A 13,107-nucleotide genomic window follows, 5' to 3' on the forward strand; every position below is an offset into this window, starting at 1 on the left:
GCCCTGCAGAAACGAAATGGCCGGGACAAGCCCGGCCATTCCGTCTTCATTCTTCCGAGTGACGCCGTTATTCCGCCGCCGCCACATGCACGCGCGGCTTCGCCTGCCGCTCGCGCTTGACGAGATCGGCGAGCATGAAGGCCACTTCTAGCGCCTGCTCCGCGTTGAGCCTGGGATCGCAGAAGGTGTGGTAGCGATCGCTCAGATCCATCTCGGTGATGGCGCGGGCGCCGCCGGTGCATTCGGTGACGTCCTTGCCCGTCATTTCGAGATGCACGCCGCCGGCGTAGGTCCCCTCCGCCTCGTGGATCGCAAAGAAGCTCTTCAGCTCGCTCACCACCTTGTCGTAGGGCCGCGTCTTGTAGCGGTTCGCCGACGTGATCGTGTTGCCGTGCATGGGGTCGCACGACCAGACGACCGTGCGGCCCTCACGCTGCACGGCGCGGATCAGCGCCGGCAGATGATCCCCAATCTTGTCCGCGCCGAAGCGGCAGATCAGCGTCAGACGCCCGGCCTCGTTCTCGGGATTGAGCACGTCGATCAGCGAGAGCAAACCGTCCGGCGTCAGCGACGGGCCGCATTTCAGGCCGATCGGATTCTTCACGCCGCGGAAATATTCCACATGCGCGTGATCGGCCTGGCGCGTGCGGTCGCCGATCCAGAGCATGTGGCCCGAGGTCGCGTACCAGTCGCCCGAGGTTGAATCGACGCGCGTCATCGCCTGCTCATAGCCGAGAAGCAGCGCCTCATGGCTGGTGAACATGTCGGTGGTGCGCATCTCCGGATGCGTTTCGGGATCGATGCCGATGGCGCGCATGAAGTCGAGGGTCTCGGAAATCCGGTCAGCGAGCTCACGATATCGACCGCTCCCGGGCGCGTCCTTCACGAAGCCCAAAGTCCAGCGATGGACGTTCTCGAGATTGGCGTAGCCGCCGGTTGCGAAGGCGCGCAGCAGATTGAGCGTCGCCGCCGACTGGCGGTAGGCCTCGAGCATGCGCCTGGGATCAGGCGTGCGCGATTCCGGCGTGAACGCGTTGTCGTTGATGATGTCGCCGCGGTAGCTCGGAAGCTCGACGCCGTCCTGCACCTCGGTTCCCGACGAGCGCGGCTTGGCGAACTGACCGGCGATGCGGCCGACCTTCACCACGGGCGAGCCGCCGGCGAAGGTGAGCACTACGGCCATCTGCAGGAAGACGCGGAAGAAGTCGCGGATGTTGTCGGCGGAATGCTCGGCGAAGCTTTCGGCGCAGTCGCCGCCCTGAAGGAGGAACGACTCGCCGGCCGCGACCTTGCCCAACGCCCGCTTGAGCTTGCGCGCCTCGCCTGCAAAAACGAGCGGAGGAAAGCCTGCGAGCTGCCCCTCGGCGGCCGCCAGAACGGCGGCGTCGGGATAAACGGGAACCTGCTGGATCGGTTTTGATCTCCAGCTTGTTGGGCTCCAACGCTCGACCATGACATCTGCTCCCGGGATGGGACGGCTCTTGGCCGCGACATCCCCTTCTCATCCTTGCTGGGAGGCCCACCAAGGGGCCGACCGGCCAGCCTATAAACCCGCGGCTCGACAAGGGAAAGGATGCGGCGGCGCAAGTCCTTGCGGCGCGGCGTCTCCGACGAAAGCAGCGGCCCGGAAGTTGGTCCGCAAGCGGTTGAACGATGATATGAGGAATCCAATCACGATTGGAGGAAACATGTCTATTGTCCGCCCAACCCGCCGCACGATTGTCGCAGGTCTTGGCGCCGCCGCCTTTCCGGCCCCTGCCGTCTGGGCGCAAGGCTCCTTTCCGAACCGGCCGCTGACCCTGGTCGTGCCCTTCGCAGCGGGCGGCTCAACCGACATCGTCGCAAGGCTTGTCGCCCAGCAGATGGGCCAGCAGCTCGGCCAGCAGGTGATCGTCGACAACCGCGCCGGCGCCGGCGGCAACACCGGCTCGCGCGCCGTCGCGAACGCCGCCCCCGACGGCTACACGATGCTCATGGGGACCATCTCCACGCACGCGCTGAACACGGCCGTGATGAAGAAGATGCCCTACGATCCGGTCACGGATTTCGAGCCGATCTCGCTGCTCGCCATCGTGCCGAACGTCATGGTGGTCAATCCGCAATTCCCGGCCAGGACGGTCAAGGAATGCATCGACATCCTCAAGGCCAATCCCGACAAGTATTCCTACGCTTCGTCGGGCAACGGCACGCCGCTGCATCTCTCGGGCGAACTCTTCAAGACCATGGCCGGCGTGAAGATGCAGCATGTGCCCTATCGCGGCGCCGGCCCCGCCCTGAACGACGTCGTCGCGAACGTCGTTCCGATCATGTTCGACAATCTGCCGTCATCGGCCGGCTTCATCCAGCAGGGAACGCTGCGCGGACTGGCGGTGCTCGGCAAGGAGCGCGCGACGAGCTTCCCCGACATGCCGACCATGGCGGAGGCGGGCCTGCCGGGCTACGAGACCTACACCTGGAACGCGTTGTTCGCGCCGGCCAAAACGCCGCCCGAGATCGTCGCGCGGCTCAATGCGGAGGCGAACAAGGCCCTCACCGACGCCCTGGTGAAGCAGCGCCTCACCGATGTCAGCGCGACGATCGTCGGCAGCACGCCGCAACAACTGCGCGATCATGTGAAGGCCGAGCTGGCGAAGTGGATTCCGATCGCCAAGGCGGCGGGCATTGAGATCGACGCGGGGTGAACAGCACCGTGCTGTGAACGATCGGCCAACAGCGCTGGCCATTCCGGATCAAATCACCGAAAGATAGGTCCGAGCCTGCATCGGACCCGAGATGATCTCCGCCATCGCGCCGGTATCGGCCCTGCTTCTGTCCGTGTTCATTCTCATCGCCGGACACGGGCTGATGTCGACGCTGACGCCGCTGGCGGCGTCGAGCTTCGGCTTTTCAGGCTCGACCATCGGTCTCATCGGCGCCGCCTATTACGCCGGCATGCTCGCGGGCTCCTTCTCCGCCGCCTATGTGCTCCGCGCGGCGGGCCATATCCGCGCCTTCTCCGCGCTGACGGCGGTCGGCGTCGCGCTGGTTCTCCTGATGCCGATGGTGGTCTCGCCAATCGCCTGGACCTTCGCGCGCATGGGGCACGGTTTCTGCATCGCCGCGCTCTACACCACCATCGAAAGCTGGCTGAACACGCGCGCGCCCAATGACTGGCGGGCGCGCATTCTCAGCGTCTATAACGTCATGCATTTCGCCGGCTCGGCCGCCGGACAGCAGGCGCTGGGATTCATTCCGCCATCGAATTTCGCCGTGTTCTCGATCGGCGGGATGCTGATGGCGCTGTCGATTCTGCCGCTCGCCTTCACCAAGGCCGATCCGCCGGCGCCGCCGGAAGCGAAGCGGCTTCGCGTTGGCTGGCTGTGGAGCGTCGCGCCGACCAGCGCCGTCTGCTCGTTCCTGCTCGGCTGTTCGAGCGGCGGCTTCTGGGCGCTCGGGCCGTTCTGGGCCGCGCAGATCGGCTATGCGCCCGTCGAGGTCGCGCTGTTCATGTCGGCCGTGATCATCGGCTGCGCGGCGGGACAATTGCCCGCCGGCTATATCGGCGACCGGATGGATCGACGCCTTGTGCTGGCGGGCTTCGCCGCGCTCGCCTGTCTCTGTTGCCTCACGCTTTCCTTCATGACGCGGGAATCGACGAGCACGATCGCGGGATTCATCTATGGCGTCGCAATCCCCACCATGTCCGTGATGTGTTCGGCTCATGCGAATGATCGCGCCGGCCGTCAGCACGCTGTCGAGGTCGCGAGCTCAAACCTGTTTCTCTACTGCCTCGGGGCGCTGTCCGGTCCGGTGATCACGGCTTTCCTGATGAGCGGCTTCGGCCCGCGCATGCTGTTCATCGTCAACGCGGTCGTCTATGGCGGAATGGTCGCCTTCGTCCTGCTGCGCATCCGCGCGCGCGAAGAAGCGCCGCTGAAGCAGCCGGTCGAGACGCAGCCGATCAGGATCAAATAAACGAACGAGTCAGCTCCGCGTCGGCGTGCGCATGGTGACGAATTCCTCCGCGGCGGAGGGATGCAGCGCCATCGTCGCGTCGAAATCGCGCTTCGTCGCGCCCATCTTCACTGCGATCGCGAGCGACTGGATGATTTCGGCCGCGTCGTGGCCCAGCATATGCGCTCCGAGCACGCGATCGGAGAAGCTGTCGACGACGAGCTTCTGATAGATGCGCTCGTCGCGGCCTGAAATCGTGGCGCGCATCGGCCGGTACGACGCCTCGAAAATCTTCAGGGGATGGCCGAGATCGCGCGCCTGCTCCTCCGTCATTCCGACCGTGCCGATCTCAGGAGTCGTGAACACGGCGGTCGGGATCGTCTCGTGATCGGCGCTCCAGGAGCGCCCGCTGAACAGCGTGTCGGCGACGGCGTGGCCTTCGCGGATCGCGACCGGCGTGAGGTTGACGCGATTGGTCACATCGCCCACTGCATAGATCGACGGCATGCTCGATTGCGAGAACGCGTCCACCTTCACGGCGCCGACCTTGTCGAGCGCGACGCCGGCTTCTTCGAGTCCGAGGCCGGCCGTGTTCGGCTTGCGGCCCGTCGCGACGAGAATGGCGTCGGCGTCGAGCGTCTCGCCGTCGGACAGATGCGCGCGGCGTCGTCCGTCCGGCAACTGCACGATACGCTCGATGGTTCGCTCGAGCTTCAGATCGATGCCGGCATGAACAAGTCCATCGCGCAGCCTGACGCGCAGATCCTCGTCGAAACCGCGCAGCACATTGTCTCTGCGATGCACCACGGTCACGGCGGAGCCGAGCCGCGCGAACACGCTGGCGAATTCGAGCGCGATGTAGCCGCCGCCGACCACGATGAGCTTCTGCGGCAGCCGCGGCAGATGAAAAACGTCGTTCGAGACAATCGACAGTTCGCCGCCGGGAATCGGCGGCTCCATCGTGGGATGACCGCCGGTCGCAACGAGGATGTATTTCGCGGTGACGGTTTCGCCGGTCGCGAGCTTCACCGCGTTCGGCCCGGCGACAGTCGCGCGCGTCTCGACGATCTCGGCCTTCGCGCCATTGAGCCCCTTGCGATAGAGGCCCGATAGCCGCGTCACCTCGGCCTCGACATTGTCGCGCAAGCGCTCCCATTCGAAGCTCGTATCGCCGACATTCCAGCCGAAGCGCGCCGCGTCGTCGAAATCATCGGCGTAGCGGCTGGCGTAGACGAGCAGCTTCTTCGGGACGCAGCCGCGGATGACGCAGGTGCCGCCGATGCGGTCATCCTCGGCGATCATCACGCGCGCGCCATGGCCGCCGGCGATGCGGGCGGCGCGAACGCCGCCGGAGCCGGCGCCAATGACGAAGAGGTCGACGTCGAAATCGCTCATGGGAACTCCTGCGGCCTGACCGCCGCGCTGAGATAGGCGATTGCGCCCGGCTCAGGAAGAGACACCACGGAGCAAGGCATGGCGGCCATGCTTCTTGCCCCCTATGGGGGGAGCCTCTAGGGTCGCTCAGTCACAAAAAGTTGAGCCTAGAGGATACGTCCATGTTTTTCAGCTCCCGCCGCGCAACGATCGCGCTCGCGGCCGCAGGCCTTGCGTCGATCGCCACCGCCGCGTCAGCGCAAATGGAAATCAAGCTGATGGCGCCGGCCGCGCCCGGCGGCGGCTGGGATGCGACCGCGCGCTCGATGCAACAGGCGATGGTCGCCGCCGGCGCCGCCAAGAGCGTGCAGGTCACCAACGTCGCTGGCGCGGGCGGCATGGTCGGGCTCGCCCAGTTCGTGAATGCGGCGAAGGGCGACGGCTCGCAGCTCATGGTCAACGGCTTCGTGATGGTCGGCGCGATCATCCTGAACAAGTCGCCTGTGACGCTCGACATGGTGACGCCGATCGCGCGTCTGACCGCGGAAGCCGAAGTCATCGTCGTGCCGGCGAATTCGCCGATCAAGGACGCGAAGGATCTCGCCGCCGCAGTGAAGGCCGATCCGGCGAAGGTGACCTGGGCCGGCGGTTCGGCCGGCGGCGTCGACCACATCATGGCGGCGCTGTTCGCGGGCGCGGTCGGCGCTGACGCGAGCAAGATCAACTATGTCCCATTCTCCGGCGGCGGCGAGGCGCTCGCGGCGCTGCTCGGCGGCCGCGTCACGGCGGGCCTTTCCGGCTGGAGCGAGTTCGAGGGCCAGATCAAGGCCGGCAAGCTGCGCGCAATCGCTGTCAGTTCGGGCAATCGTCTGGCCGACAATCCGACGCCGACGCTGAAGGAGCAGGGGATCAATCTCGAAGTGATCAACTGGCGTTCGGTCGTCGCCGCGCCCGGCATCAGCGCCGACCAGAAGAAGGCGCTCGCCGACGCGATCGACAAGATGGTGAAATCGCCGGCCTGGGCCGAAGTGCTGAAGCAGCGCGGCTGGGATGACGCCTATCTCTCGGGGCCTGCGTTCGATGCGTTCCTCAAGAGCGAGATGACCCGCGTCGCCGACGTGATGAAGGCTGTCGGACTGGTGAAATAGGGTCCCTTATGGGGCCTGATCAACGCCGCCCACGAGCATGTTGTGTTTCTGTCGAAATGCAACACGCTCCGCATCTTCTTTGTCGATCGCGTTTCGCGCGTTTTGACGACTCCGTCAAAACGCGCCGCGATCTTGAGCGGCGTTTTGATCTTAGATCACGCCGCACTTTGATTGAATCAATCAAAGTGCGGCGTGATCGATTACAAGAGTTTAGAGCATGGCTCTTGCGAAAAACCGGTTCCCACTTTTTCGCGCCATGCTCTAGGGGCAAGAATTTCGAGGGGCTGTCATGAATTCAACCACAGGCCGCAAGGTTGATCCTGCGCCGCTGATCGTCGGCGTCGCGCTGCTGATCATTGCCGGCGTCGTCTATTGGGACGCGACGAACATCACGCGCAGCGTCAATTACGGGATGGGGCCGCAGGTCATCCCGGAAGTCGTCGCGGGCTTCGTCGCGCTGCTCGGCCTCGCCCATCTCGTCGTCGCGCTCCGAAGCGGATTCAATCTCGAGCCGGAAGCCATTGATCCCAAAGCGATCGGCTGGATTCTCTTCGGCCTCATTTTCCTGATCGCCAGCGTCCCGCTCAACATCGGCTTCATCATCGCCATGACCGTGCTGTTCGCCTCGACGGCGCGGGCCTTCGGCCGCACGGAGATTGTCGTCGATCTCGCCATCGGCTTCATCACGGGGACGGTGATCTATGTGATCTTCACCAAGCTGCTCACGCTCGGCCTGCCCCAGGGCCCGCTTGAAAAGCTGATCGGCTGAGGCGCGCGCCATGGATGTTTTCGCCGCCCTCGCCAAAGGCTTCCTCGTCGCGTTGGAGCCTTCGAAAATCCTCTTCGCGCTGATCGGCGTGTTTCTCGGCACAGCCGTCGGCGTGCTGCCCGGCATCGGCCCGGCGCTGACCGTCGCGCTGCTCCTGCCGGTGACGTTCAAGCTCGATCCCACGGGATCAATGATCATGTTCGCGGGCATCTATTACGGCGGCATGTATGGCGGCTCGACCACCGCCATCCTGATCAACGCGCCGGGCGAATCCGCGTCGCTCGCGACGGCGCTCGAAGGCAACAAGATGGCCAAGGCCGGCCGCGGCGGACCTGCGCTCGCGACGTCCGCCATCGGCTCCTTTGTCGCCGGCACAATCGCGACCATCGGGCTCGCGTTCCTCGCGCCGTGGCTGGTCGAGGTCGCGGTGAAGTTCGGACCATGGGACTATTTCGCGCTCATGGTGCTCGCCTTCGTGACGGTGTCGGCGACCTTCGGCGATTCTCCCTTGCGCGGCCTGACGAGCCTCGCGCTCGGACTGGTGCTTGGCCTCGTCGGCATCGACAAGCTGACCGGCGCGTCCCGTCTCGCCTTCGGCCTGCCGGAACTGCTCGATGGCGTCGAGGTGACCACGCTCGCCGTTGGCCTCTTCGCCGTCGGCGAAGCGCTCTATGTCGTCTCCAAGCTCAACAAGGAGGAGGACGTCATCCAGCCGATCAAGGGATCGTTGTGGATGACGGGCGAGGACTGGCGCCGCTCCTGGGGGCCGTGGCTGCGCGGCACGCTGTTCGGCTTCCCGATCGGGGCGCTGCCGGCCGGCGGCGCGGAAGTGCCGACGTTCCTGAGCTATTCGACCGAGCGCCGTCTCTGCAAATATCCGGAGGAATGGGGCAAGGGCGCGATCGAGGGCGTCGCGGGACCGGAGGCTGCCAACAACGCGTCAGCCGCCGGCACGCTCGTTCCGCTGCTGACGCTAGGCCTACCGACCTCGGCGACCGCGGCGATCATGCTGGCGGGCTTCCAGCAATATGGCCTCAATCCCGGCCCGCTGCTGTTCGCGGAGAAGCCCGATCTGGTCTGGGGCCTGATCGCCAGCCTGTTCATCGCCAACACCATGCTGCTGATCATCAATCTGCCGCTGGTCGGACTCTGGGTCAGGCTGCTCGCGATCCCGCAGCCGTGGCTCTACGCGGGAATCCTCGTCTTCGCAGCGATGGGCACGATGGCGGCGAAGGCGTCGGTGGTCGAGCTCAGCATGCTCTTCATCTTCGGCTTCATCGGCTTCCTCATGCGGCGCTATGACTACCCCGTGGCGCCGATGGTCGTCGGCCTGATCCTCGGGCCGATGGCGGAGCAGCAGCTCCGGCGCGCGCTGCAGATCAGCCTCGGCGATCCCATGATCCTGATCGAGAATCCGATCTCTGCGACCTTGCTCGCCATCGCGGCGATCGCGCTGTTCGCGCCCTTCATCATGAGCGGGCTGAACAAGTTCAAAGCGAATGAGGATTGATGAGCCGGTTTGAGAAACTGATTCAGGTCGTTCGCGATCTGAATCAGGCGACGCCAGCAAACTGTTGACGCGGAATCGGTTTCTTCGTTCCACCCCAAAAGAAAAGCGCCGCTTCCGCGGCGCTTCTTGATTCGCAGTGCGCGGCTGCGATCAGAGATCGTGGCCCTTCTTCTTCATCTCGGCGCGCACCTTCTCGATCACGAATTGATTGAGAGCGCCGATCCAGGGCTGGATCTGGCCGAAATATTCATTGATCGCCTCGGGCTGCTCGCGCGTGTATTTGATCCCGATCGGCGACTGCAGGAATTTCATCAGCTCCGCGATTTCGGCCTCGCTGAAGCGCTTGGCGAAAGCGCGCGCGCCGACATCGATGATCTCCTCGCGCTTGGCGGCGATGTCGGGATTCATCGAAACCAGCACCTGCTTGAGGTCGTTCGCCAGTTCGGGACGCGTCTGGGTGAAGGTCGCGAGCACCTGAAGCTGCATCTCGTCGAGCACGGCCTTGATCGGATCGTCGAACTTCATCTGCAGCGCGAGCGCCCGGGCGGCGGCCAGATGCGACGGCGAGATCGCCGGCTGGGCCGGAGCGGCGGGAGCCGGAGCGGCCGGCTGCTGCGCGTTGACGCCGGCGGCGAAACCCGTCGCCAGCAGGGCGGCGAGGCCCACGGCGCGCATCGTCATCTTCATGTGCAATCCTCTCAAACACTCCAAGATCACGCCCCGCCTTGATCGAGCCAGTCAATCGACGGAAGCGTGATCGGTCCCAAAAGCCGAGAGCATGGCTCCCGCGAAACCGGTTCGCGCCCTGCTCTAGTCGAGCGATCCCAAAACCTCAACGCCGGCGGCGCCAGCCACGATCACGCCGGCGCACAAGCCGATGAACAGCCCATGCTCGACGACGCCGGGAACCTGGGTCAGCGCCAGGGCGAGCATCCCTGGGTCGGGAATGCGCCCAAAATGCGCATCGAGGATGAGATGCTGCTCGTCGGTGATGAAATCCGTCCCGTCGGCCCGGCGACGCAAGATCAGATCGCCCCGGCAGCCGACTGAAGCCGCCGCAGCCGTGATCCGGCGCCTCGTCGATTCAACGCCAAACCGGACGACCTCGATCGGCAGCGGAAAGGCGCCCAGCATCGCGACCTTCTTGCTGGCGTCGGCGATGACGATCAGCCGCCGGCTTGACGCCGCGACCATCTTTTCGCGCAGATGCGCCCCGCCGCCGCCCTTCACCAGATTGAGCGCGCCGTCGATTTCGTCAGCCCCGTCGATGGTCAGATCGAGCTCCGGGGTCTCATCGAGCGTCGTCAGGGGAATGGCGAGGCTCTCGGCCTGACGCCGGGTCTCCTCGGACGTCGGCACGCAGATGAGGCGCGCGCCCCGCCTGACCCGCTCGCCGACGAAATCGACGAAATGCCGGGCGGTCGAGCCGGTGCCGAGCCCGAGCTTCATCCCGTCTCGGACAAGCTCCGCGGCGCGCTCGGCGGCGTCGCGCTTCAGCGAATCAGGCGTCGACATCTCGGGACCTTTGCGTGCAAATGCAGGGGCGTCCGGCCCCTATCGACCGCCGACGCCCAGAGCAATGCCGGAAAGTGCGCCAGAGCACGCCGAGAGATGTTGCCGCCGCGCAACTCTTGGCGCGAACACGGTTTTGTGTTGGCTGAAATGCGGCGCGGCGCATTGAAGCCTTTACGATTGTCGAGCATCGTCGCGCGGAATCAGCGGCTTACCCTGCGTGCAGCGCGCATGGGCCGTCCAACCTGGAGATGAGTGCCCACATGCGTTTGACGTCGTTCGTTCTCGCAGGCGTGATGGCGTTGGCGGGCTTCGCCGCGACATCAGCGTCGGCCTATGAGCTTGATATCCTCACCGGCAAGCCGCTGACCGTCAGCGCCGAGGCGCGCGCAGCCGTCACGCCGATTCCGCGCGAGGAGATCAGCTACACCGGCCGCGGCGCGCCCGGTTCGATCCTGATCAACACCAGCGAACGGCGTCTGTATTATATCCTCGGCAACGGCAAGGCCGTTCGCTACGGCATCGGCGTCGGCCGCCCCGGCTTCGAGTGGGCCGGCACGAACCGCATCAGCCGCAAGGCGGAGTGGCCGGAGTGGACCCCGCCGCCGCAGATGCTGAAGCGCCGTCCCGACCTGCCGCGCCATATGAAGGGCGGCGAGGACAACCCGCTCGGCGCTCGCGCCATGTATCTCGGTTCGACCCTATTCCGCATCCATGGCTCGAACGAGCCGGAGACGATCGGCCAGGCCGTGTCGTCGGGCTGCATCCGCATGACCAACGAGGACGTCATCGACCTCTATGAGCGGGCCAAGGTCGGCACGATGGTCACCGTCGTCCGCTGATCGAAGCGGCAAGTTTCAAAGGGCCGGCCTTCGCGCCGGCCCTTTTTGTTTGCGCGGTTGCGCGCGAGCCGCGGCGCCGATAGCCCCTCTCCGCTCAGGAGAAGGCCCTTGGCGAACGCCGCAATTCCCGCCGCCGAACATTCAGGCGTCGCCCGGCTGACCGCCGGCGTCGGCTTCTGGCTTGGCCTGCATGTCATCGCCTGGACGATCTATGCGACGCTGAGCAACGGGCCCGCCGACATCCATCACGACATGGCGGAGGCCTACGCCTGGGGTCGTGAATTCCAGCTCGGCTATTTCAAGCACCCGCCCTTCTGGGCCTGGGTCGCCGGCCTGTGGTTCGCGGTCATGCCGCGCGCCGACTGGGCCTTCTATCTCCTGAGCATGATCAATGCTGCGGTCGGGCTTGCCGGCGTCTGGCTGATCGCGGGACGGCTGATCAGCGATCGCGCGACGCGACTGGCGGCGGTGCTGCTGCTCGAATTCGTCCCCTTCTATCACTTCCTCGGCTTCAAATTTAACGCCAACACCATCCTGATCTCGCTCTGGCCCTGGGCGATCTATTTCTTTCTCCGCACGATCGAAGAGAAGAGCTGGCGCGTTGCGATCGGCCTTGGCCTCGTCGCCGGCCTCGGCCTGCTCTCCAAATACTATTTCGCCATCCTGCTCGCGAGCTTTGGTCTCGCCGCTCTGATCGACACGCGGCGATGGGACATCCTGCGCTCGCCGGCGCCGTGGATCGCGATCGCGGCGATGCTGATCGTCATCGCCCCGCATGTCTGGTGGCTGACTGAGAACGACTACGCGCCATTCAAATACGTCTCGGACACCGCACAGCACGCGCGCGCCTACATCGCGTGGAAGGCTGTGCAATTCGGCTTCGGATGCCTGCTGTTCCACATCGTTGTCATCGGCTTTCTCGGAGTCTTTTCCGGGGGATCGCGCGGCGCGCTGCTCCGATTCTTCAGCTGGAAGGAATCCTCTCCGCGGCGCCGCTTGCTGCTCGTCGTCGCCTTGGCGCCGCCCGCGCTGACGATGCTGTCTGCGCTCGTGACGAATGTGAAGATCGACACCAGTTTCGCGATCGGAATCTTTCCGGTCATTCCGCTGCTGCTGCTCACGACTCCCGGCTACCGCATGGCGGAGCGCGCGCCGGATTATCTGCGCGCCGGTGTGATTGGGCTGATGGCGGTGATGCTGATCGCGTCGCCCGTGATCGGCTATGTCCGTTTCGCGCGTCACGCCGATAGGTCGGACGAGCCGCGGCTGGAAGCGGCGCGCGAGGCCGAGGCGATCTTCCTGCGCGAATTCAACCGTCCGCTTCGAATCGTCGCCGGTTCGTGGCCCTACGCCGACGAGACGCCCTTTTATGCGCGCGGTCCAGTTTCGCAGTTCATCGATTTCTCGTTCGCGCGGGCGCCCTGGATTACGCCGGAGCGATTGGCGCGCGAAGGCGCCGCGGCGATCTGCATCGCCGACGACGCCGGCTGCCGCGCCTCTGCGCAGGCCGCCCTGACCGGCCCGCTGCGCGAAGCCGCGATGACCGTCCGCAAGCGCTCCCTCGGGCGCGAGGGACGCGAAGTGAGGCTCACCCTGCTGATGCAGGCGCCGCGCTAGGCGCCGCGGCGGGCCGGCGGATCGCGGGTGAGCCCCTTCGATTTGAGTTCGTCGAGATAGGCGCCCCAGTTCCGGCGCCAGTCGGCGCCCAGCCCATAGAGGAAGTCCCAGCCATAGATGCCGGTGTCGTGCATGTCGTCGAAGCGCAGCTTCACGGCGTAGTTGCCGATGGGATCGATCGCCAGAATCGTCACATTCCGCTTGCCGCCGACAGTCTGGCGCTGGTCCGGCGAATGGCCTTGCACCTCGGCGGACGGGCTCATCACCCGGAGATATTCGGCGCTCAGCTCGAAGCGGCCACCATCCTCGAACGCGACCGTCAGCGTGCGTTTGTCCGGAGAAAGCCGCAATTCGGTCGGCCAGCGCGTCTGAACCATGTCGCCATCGCTTCCCTGCCGGCGC

General features: G+C 65.3%; 12 protein-coding genes. 7 read left to right on the forward strand and 5 right to left on the reverse strand.

Features of this window, described 5'->3' with window-relative positions; translation table 11 throughout:
* Nucleotides 1-67: 67 nt before the first annotated feature.
* A complete protein-coding gene (locus L8F45_RS13635; protein ID WP_342358431.1) occupies nucleotides 68-1,453 on the reverse strand; it encodes a class II 3-deoxy-7-phosphoheptulonate synthase in 1,386 nt (461 codons plus the stop codon).
* 235 nt (nucleotides 1,454-1,688) lie between these two features.
* Between L8F45_RS13635 and L8F45_RS13640 the strand changes: the two genes are divergently transcribed.
* On the forward strand, nucleotides 1,689-2,681 hold the full coding sequence (locus tag L8F45_RS13640; RefSeq protein WP_342358432.1) for a Bug family tripartite tricarboxylate transporter substrate binding protein: 993 nt from the start codon (nucleotides 1,689-1,691) through the stop codon (nucleotides 2,679-2,681).
* Between the two features lie 91 nt (nucleotides 2,682-2,772).
* The gene (locus L8F45_RS13645) at nucleotides 2,773-3,954 is read left to right on the forward strand and encodes an MFS transporter (RefSeq protein WP_342358433.1); all 1,182 of its coding nucleotides are present in this window, start codon (nucleotides 2,773-2,775) and stop codon (nucleotides 3,952-3,954) included.
* 9 nt (nucleotides 3,955-3,963) lie between these two features.
* Here the strand turns inward: L8F45_RS13645 and gor are convergent, their stop codons facing one another.
* A complete protein-coding gene (gene gor / locus L8F45_RS13650; RefSeq protein WP_342358434.1) occupies nucleotides 3,964-5,328 on the reverse strand; it encodes a glutathione-disulfide reductase in 1,365 nt (454 codons plus the stop codon).
* Between the two features lie 161 nt (nucleotides 5,329-5,489).
* Between gor and L8F45_RS13655 the strand changes: the two genes are divergently transcribed.
* The 3 genes from L8F45_RS13655 to L8F45_RS13665 all read left to right on the forward strand — a co-directional run bounded on the left by L8F45_RS13655 (nucleotide 5,490) and on the right by L8F45_RS13665 (nucleotide 8,734).
* The gene (locus tag L8F45_RS13655) at nucleotides 5,490-6,455 is read left to right on the forward strand and encodes a Bug family tripartite tricarboxylate transporter substrate binding protein (protein WP_425329920.1); all 966 of its coding nucleotides are present in this window, start codon (nucleotides 5,490-5,492) and stop codon (nucleotides 6,453-6,455) included.
* Nucleotides 6,456-6,744: 289 nt separating this feature from the next.
* Entirely contained in the window at nucleotides 6,745-7,224 is a 480-nt protein-coding gene (locus L8F45_RS13660; RefSeq protein ID WP_342358435.1) for a tripartite tricarboxylate transporter TctB family protein, read from the forward strand.
* Nucleotides 7,225-7,234: 10 nt separating this feature from the next.
* Nucleotides 7,235-8,734 carry a tripartite tricarboxylate transporter permease gene (locus L8F45_RS13665; protein ID WP_342358436.1) on the forward strand — a complete coding sequence of 500 codons (1,500 nt, stop codon included), beginning with the start codon at nucleotides 7,235-7,237 and terminating at the stop codon, nucleotides 8,732-8,734.
* A 150-nt stretch (nucleotides 8,735-8,884) separates the two neighbouring features.
* Here the strand turns inward: L8F45_RS13665 and L8F45_RS13670 are convergent, their stop codons facing one another.
* Together L8F45_RS13670 and rpiA are read right to left on the reverse strand one after the other, a co-directional pair.
* Nucleotides 8,885-9,421: a DUF2059 domain-containing protein gene (locus L8F45_RS13670; protein ID WP_342358437.1), complete on the reverse strand. Its 537-nt coding sequence runs from the start codon at nucleotides 9,419-9,421 to the stop codon at nucleotides 8,885-8,887.
* Between the two features lie 123 nt (nucleotides 9,422-9,544).
* Nucleotides 9,545-10,249, reverse strand: a complete 705-nt coding sequence (rpiA, locus tag L8F45_RS13675) for a ribose-5-phosphate isomerase RpiA (RefSeq protein WP_342358438.1) — start codon at nucleotides 10,247-10,249, stop codon at nucleotides 9,545-9,547.
* Between the two features lie 260 nt (nucleotides 10,250-10,509).
* On the opposite strand from rpiA, the gene L8F45_RS13680 reads away from it, so the two are divergent.
* Nucleotides 10,510-11,088, forward strand: a complete 579-nt coding sequence (locus tag L8F45_RS13680) for a L,D-transpeptidase (protein ID WP_342358439.1) — start codon at nucleotides 10,510-10,512, stop codon at nucleotides 11,086-11,088.
* Nucleotides 11,089-11,196: 108 nt separating this feature from the next.
* Nucleotides 11,197-12,705: a glycosyltransferase family 39 protein gene (locus L8F45_RS13685; RefSeq protein ID WP_342358440.1), complete on the forward strand. Its 1,509-nt coding sequence runs from the start codon at nucleotides 11,197-11,199 to the stop codon at nucleotides 12,703-12,705.
* On the opposite strand, the gene L8F45_RS13690 is transcribed toward L8F45_RS13685, so the two are convergent.
* Entirely contained in the window at nucleotides 12,702-13,082 is a 381-nt protein-coding gene (locus tag L8F45_RS13690; RefSeq protein WP_342358441.1) for a gamma-butyrobetaine hydroxylase family protein, read from the reverse strand. The two genes, L8F45_RS13685 and L8F45_RS13690, sit on opposite strands and share 4 nt — an antisense overlap.
* Nucleotides 13,083-13,107: the final 25 nt, after the last annotated feature.

The sequence above is a fragment of the Terrirubrum flagellatum genome, from assembly GCF_022059845.1.
Taxonomy (GTDB): domain Bacteria; phylum Pseudomonadota; class Alphaproteobacteria; order Rhizobiales; family Beijerinckiaceae; genus Terrirubrum; species Terrirubrum flagellatum.

Coding starts and splice junctions, on each gene's coding strand:
- L8F45_RS13655 (WP_425329920.1), top strand. CDS start 5,490: ATGTTTTTCAGCTCCCGCCGCGCAACGATCGCGCTCGCGGCCGCAGGC.
- L8F45_RS13660 (WP_342358435.1), top strand. CDS start 6,745: ATGAATTCAACCACAGGCCGCAAGGTTGATCCTGCGCCGCTGATCGTC.
- gor (WP_342358434.1), bottom strand. CDS start 5,328: ATGAGCGATTTCGACGTCGACCTCTTCGTCATTGGCGCCGGCTCCGGC.
- L8F45_RS13635 (WP_342358431.1), bottom strand. CDS start 1,453: ATGGTCGAGCGTTGGAGCCCAACAAGCTGGAGATCAAAACCGATCCAG.
- L8F45_RS13680 (WP_342358439.1), top strand. CDS start 10,510: ATGCGTTTGACGTCGTTCGTTCTCGCAGGCGTGATGGCGTTGGCGGGC.
- L8F45_RS13665 (WP_342358436.1), top strand. CDS start 7,235: ATGGATGTTTTCGCCGCCCTCGCCAAAGGCTTCCTCGTCGCGTTGGAG.
- L8F45_RS13670 (WP_342358437.1), bottom strand. CDS start 9,421: ATGAAGATGACGATGCGCGCCGTGGGCCTCGCCGCCCTGCTGGCGACG.
- L8F45_RS13690 (WP_342358441.1), bottom strand. CDS start 13,082: ATGGTTCAGACGCGCTGGCCGACCGAATTGCGGCTTTCTCCGGACAAA.
- rpiA (WP_342358438.1), bottom strand. CDS start 10,249: ATGTCGACGCCTGATTCGCTGAAGCGCGACGCCGCCGAGCGCGCCGCG.
- L8F45_RS13640 (WP_342358432.1), top strand. CDS start 1,689: ATGTCTATTGTCCGCCCAACCCGCCGCACGATTGTCGCAGGTCTTGGC.
- L8F45_RS13645 (WP_342358433.1), top strand. CDS start 2,773: ATGATCTCCGCCATCGCGCCGGTATCGGCCCTGCTTCTGTCCGTGTTC.